This window comes from Deltaproteobacteria bacterium (assembly GCA_019309045.1).
GTDB lineage: Bacteria > Desulfobacterota > Syntrophobacteria > BM002 > BM002 > JAFDGZ01.
On sequence record JAFDGZ010000160.1, the window covers coordinates 1 to 3570 of the forward strand.

Annotated in this window: 4 protein-coding genes; all 4 read right to left on the reverse strand. The window is 51.6% G+C overall.

Annotation, left to right across the window (positions count from 1 at the left end; all coding sequences use genetic code 11):
* Positions 1 to 135: 135 nt before the first annotated feature.
* A complete protein-coding gene (gene istB / locus JRI89_17065; GenBank protein ID MBW2072941.1) occupies positions 136 to 873 on the reverse strand; it encodes an IS21-like element helper ATPase IstB in 738 nt (245 codons plus the stop codon).
* Positions 870 to 2348 (reverse strand): IS21 family transposase, encoded by a 1479-nt coding sequence (gene istA, locus JRI89_17070; GenBank protein MBW2072942.1) that lies wholly within the window; start codon positions 2346 to 2348, stop codon positions 870 to 872. The genes istB and istA overlap by 4 nt, the downstream gene beginning before the upstream one ends.
* On the reverse strand, positions 2341 to 2757 hold the full coding sequence (locus tag JRI89_17075; GenBank protein MBW2072943.1) for a hypothetical protein: 417 nt from the start codon (positions 2755 to 2757) through the stop codon (positions 2341 to 2343). The genes istA and JRI89_17075 overlap by 8 nt, the downstream gene beginning before the upstream one ends.
* A 77-nt stretch (positions 2758 to 2834) precedes the next feature.
* Positions 2835 to 3251, reverse strand: coding sequence for a hypothetical protein (locus JRI89_17080; protein ID MBW2072944.1), 417 nt, complete (start codon positions 3249 to 3251; stop codon positions 2835 to 2837).
* Positions 3252 to 3570: the final 319 nt, after the last annotated feature.

Sequence of the window (3570 nt, forward strand, 5' to 3'; positions counted from 1 at the left end):
TATTATCAGCAGTCAGGAAGTAAGCCAAAAGCGGCAGTTTGGAAATAGACCACCAGTGAGGCAAGAGGCAGGAGGATGTCGTAGCCCAATATAGAGGGGCACAAGTAAGGCGTAAAGATATATTGTGTGATTTAGTTATTTTTCTTTTCTTCGATAGCTAGTGCCTCCCAGGATAAGGACTTCGGAGTTGTGTACCAGTCGGTCGGCGATCGCTGTGGCCACAGTGGTTGAGTCGAAGACCTTTCCCCAGTCAGCGAAAGGCAGGTTGGTCGTGACCATGGTGGACTTTAGTTGATGTCTTTGGCTGATGACCTGGAAGAAGAGGTGTGAGCCCTGTTGGCCGAGTGAAAGGTAGCCGAGCTCGTCACAGACGAGGAGGTCCGGAGATTGATAATAGTGGAGTTTTTTGAGTAGCGAGTGGTCTGCCTCAGCGGCTATGAGTTGGTTGATCATATCGATGGTGGTGGTGAAGAGCACCTTGATATTGGCATTGCAGGCGGCATAGGCGACGGCTTTGGCGAGGAAGGTTTTGCCGGTACCCGGGTTGCCGATGAGAATCACATCTTTTTGTTCTTTGACAAAGTCCAGGCTTATCAGATCAAGGATGCGCCCCTTTTGCTCCTTTCGCGATTTGTGATGTTGGAAGTCGAACTGATCGATGCTGATCTTTTCTGTGAGTTTGGACTGGCGCCATCTCAAGGTAATGGCATTTTGCCAGCGTTGTTCCAGTTCCATATCAGCAAGCAAGTTCAAGGTAGCTGAGAAGTTGAGGTTTTTCTGTTTTGCCTGGGCCATGACACTCTCGAGGTGATGAGCCATGGCTTTGAGGCGCAACCGCAGCAGTTTTTCTTGAAGGTTCTCTGAGTGGTTCATGATTTTTTTCTCCGTTTCAAGACAAAGGCATCGTATTCAGCCAGAGCTGGCTCCTCCAGGCGGATACGGTTGAGTTCATCCTGTTTCAGTCTGACCGGCGGATGATTTCTCTGGGGAGTCATCTGCTGGTAGAGGATGTTTTCGATATAGTGAGCGCCGTAGGCATTATGTGAGGCGGCCATCTTCATTGCTTCTTCCAGGGCGCAAGAGCCGTATTCATCTTTGAGTTCGAGCAGTTTTCTCACATGTTTTTTGAGGGATCGCTTGTTGGCGGCGAGCTTTTCCAGATAGCTCTTGGCCACCTCTCCCAGGCTGATAAAGGCGGCGATGTCGGTTGACAGCCAGTGGCGATGCTGGTGTTTTCTGGCAGCCTCCCGGTGTGCCGGAAGTTCGATGCGTTCTTTGCGCTGCCAGCAGCGACGATGTCTGGCAATGGCCCTGTCTTTCAGGTAGATGGTGAGGCTGTGGTGGTCGGCTTTGACGAGGACCTGTTTGCCGATGGCCCAGGGAGGTACAGTGTAGCTGTTGCCATCAAAGCGGATGGAAAAATCCGTATGGACCTTTGCCGGCTGGCTCTCTCGGCAATCGGGCAGGTGCTCCGGCAAGGCTGTCATGGCCTCTGGCTTGAAGCGCTCGCTGGGTCGCTCACCTGTGGTGGCGTGGATTCTCTGGTTGGCCACCTGGTCGCGCCAGTGGTTGGCCTGGGCCTGGATGTCTTTGAGGTTTTTAAATGTCCTCAGGGGCCAGAAGTTGTAGCGGATGTAGTGGATGGCCCCTTTTTCAACTTTGCCTTTCTCATGGGGTTTGCCTACGTTACAGGCTCTGGGGACGATTTTAAAGGGCCGAAGAAACTCGAGGAAGGCTTCATTGAAGCGCACCAGGGCTCCCTGGCGTTCAATGACTGCACTAAGCATGTTATCGTGGACCAGCTCTTTTGGGGTGCCTTGAAAGAAGCGGAAGGCATTGAGCAGGCAGCGGTGCAGGGTTTGCTGTTTTTGAGAGTGGGTGAATTCCAGATAGAGCATGCGGCTATGGCATTCCACCACCGCCAGACAGTAGAGCTTGCGCTTGGTGTTGCCATAGGCAAGGGAGCCGAAGTGGCCCCAGTCGATCTGGCATTGTTCCCCGGGGGCTGATTCAAAGCGGATGAAGGGCTCTTTCTTTTTAAAGCTGCCGCGTATGGTACGCAGGTAGCCTCTCAGCAGGCTGATACTTCCCTGATATCCCTTTTGGGCCAAACGCTGGCCAATGACCACAGCCGAGGCTGAAGGATCGATTTGCAGCATGCGCTCGACTTCGTCTTTGAAGGGATCCAGCTTGCTGGCCCTCTTTACAGCGGGCCTTTTCGGATTGGGCTCCCGCAGATATTTCGTGACGGTTTTTCTGCAGAGCTTGAGGGCTTTGGCGATTTTTCGAATAGAAAGTCCTTGATCGGCCAACCGGTGGATTTCGAAGATAGTGCGTCTGTCAATCATGGTCTCCTCCCAGGGCGCGACTTATGATCTGCCGGATGGTGGCAGGATCGGCCTCTTCCATCTCGCGTGTGGTCTCGAGAGGTTTTGCCGCCTCCGTCACAGGTTTCTCCGGCAGACAGAGCACCTGAAACATGTGGCCGTCAAAGGCGATGAGATCTTTTTTGATTAGACAGTTTCGAGCACACAAGTACTGCTCGGTCGAGATTCTAAGAAGCGTACAGATCTTATCGAAGCTGTAGTAGGAAAGCCCTTCTCTGTCGGCCACCAGTACCAAAAACAGGTAGAGCAAAAGTTCATGCTGGCCAAGGCTGGCCCAGAAGCCATCTCTCAGGAAGCGGTGCTCGATAAAGGCAAAGCTGCCGGTGATCTTGCGCATCCTCTCGGGACACAAAGGCTTTTTCTTGATCATGGCTTTCACCTCCCTGACAAGGCAGCCTAGGGGAAAGGGGGGAGAAAGTCTATCGAGTCCTTCTTTGCAAGCACAGCTCAAGCTGCCGGAATCAAAAGAACTTTCTCCGCTGACGCGTCCATCTTTGCAAGACGGGAGAGAAGATAATAAGTGCCTGCTTTGATTGATGAAAGTTGCTCTGACACGTCCATCTTTGCAAGATGCTGCAAACGGCGCTTTCTGTCCCGTACCTTTTGCAAGAGGCGATTCCGCCGGCAATAGCCCGGATGGCGGCTGCGATACTCGCGCCAGTAAGTGCGGTTTCTTGCCAACCACCTTCTCTGGCACTCTCGCTGGTTGGCCTGATAGTCAGCATCAGTTGCCAGTCTTTGCCGTTGCCACAAAGTCTTCCTGGCACGCTGGCAAACCTTGCTGCCGCAGTAACGCTGGTTCTTTACCCGGGGATTTCGACGAAACAAACGTCGACAATGTTTGCATCGGATCATACGGTTCATGGTCTCCCCTCCAAGGAAAAACCATAAACCTATCCGACACGAAATGAGATCAAAGAATAAGAACCAGATCCAAAGAAAATGAGGAAGAAAAAGAAATTTAGTAGAAAAAATGCGGAAAGTATATCCAGATGGACTACTTTCTACTGCTGGGAAGGGACTACTTTCTCACTGCTGATAATGGCTCACTTCTTCGTTGCTGATAATAGCTGATTACTCCTGCATGTTTCGAAGGAATCTTGCCAAGTTGTTGAATCAATGCTAATGCTGCATAAAACATAGCGTAATAAGAGCGATTGATGATGCTCTGGGGGCTACGTTC

What these genes read in the sequence shown, in the direction of transcription:
- JRI89_17075 (MBW2072943.1), bottom strand. Translation starts at nt 2,757, where the DNA reads ATGATCAAGAAAAAGCCTTTGTGTCCCGAGAGGATGCGCAAGATCACC.
- JRI89_17080 (MBW2072944.1), bottom strand. Translation starts at nt 3,251, where the DNA reads ATGAACCGTATGATCCGATGCAAACATTGTCGACGTTTGTTTCGTCGA.
- istA (MBW2072942.1), bottom strand. Translation starts at nt 2,348, where the DNA reads ATGATTGACAGACGCACTATCTTCGAAATCCACCGGTTGGCCGATCAA.
- istB (MBW2072941.1), bottom strand. Translation starts at nt 873, where the DNA reads ATGAACCACTCAGAGAACCTTCAAGAAAAACTGCTGCGGTTGCGCCTC.